Annotated in this window: 2 protein-coding genes; both read right to left on the bottom strand. The window is 57.4% G+C overall.

Annotated features, from left to right (window positions below):
- Window positions 1-29 precede the first annotated feature (29 nt).
- Entirely contained in the window at window positions 30-299 is a 270-nt protein-coding gene (locus tag HZR81_RS23665; protein ID WP_003458515.1) for a hypothetical protein, read from the bottom strand.
- Window positions 289-842: IS66 family transposase (locus HZR81_RS23660; protein ID WP_500129400.1), on the bottom strand; the 554-nt coding region annotated here is incomplete at its 5' end. The genes HZR81_RS23665 and HZR81_RS23660, both read right to left, overlap by 11 nt.

The raw sequence follows: 842 nt of genomic DNA, 5'->3' as shown, positions 1-842 counted from the left end.
GTAAGCGTTCATTCCACGACGTACTGGACTTACTTTACGTCCCGAAGGGGCCTTAGCAATTCCGGTGAGACCTTGTACTGTTTCGTGCCGTTCTCGGCCAGGACGATCACGCTCTTGCGGTTGATCTTGGTGACGATCCCCATAGTCAAGCCAGTTCGGCTTTCGAAGGTCACCTTCAGCCCCACGTGCAGCCGACTCAGCGCCTGCAGGTTTTCTTGATCTTGCAGTTCATCAATGCGCCGGCAGATCATTCGGTTCAGCTCCAATAGCTGATCGATGCTCATGTCTTCAATGCGCATGGAGGGTGCCCTTTGGCTGTGCGGTCTGTCGATCAGAATGGCGCGGATCGATCAGCGAGCGTAACGGATTATCGGCGAACCGGGTCTTCCAGAGCCGAGGCGTCAGGTCAGCGACCTTGCTGGCCGGGTGCTGACTGATGCGCTGCAGCACGTCCACCAGATAGGTGTACGGGTTGATGTCGTGCAGTTTGCACGTAGTGATCAGGCTCTGGATGATGCCCACGTGTTCCGCGCCGAGTTCAGTCCAGCAGAACAGCCAGTTCTTGCGTCCCATGGGAATGGGGCGCAGGGCCCGTTCCAGGTGGTTGGTGTCTGGCTGGACGTCTGGGTCTTCCAGGAAGACGGTCAGGCTGGCTTCACGGCTGAGCACGTAGTTCAGTGCTTTGGTCAATAAATCACTGGGCAGCAGACCGCCCTGTGCCAGTTGATCCCGGCACCATTGGAAGAAGTCGCTGACCACCGGCTTTGAGTGGAGCAGCCGGTACTGGCGTTTCTTTTCGCCGGTCAGTTGCTGGACGCGGATCTCTTCTTCGTTGGTGTATA

Origin of the sequence: Pseudomonas sp. LM13 (genome assembly GCF_041381355.1) — a bacterium.
In the GTDB taxonomy this organism is placed as follows: domain Bacteria; phylum Pseudomonadota; class Gammaproteobacteria; order Pseudomonadales; family Pseudomonadaceae; genus Stutzerimonas; species Stutzerimonas frequens.
Note: the sequence above shows the minus strand (reverse complement) of the source record. Positions and strands in the feature narration are given on the sequence as shown.

Excerpts from the sequence above, each read along its gene's own strand:
- HZR81_RS23665 (WP_003458515.1), bottom strand. The coding sequence starts at position 299 with ATGCGCATTGAAGACATGAGCATCGATCAGCTATTGGAGCTGAACCGA.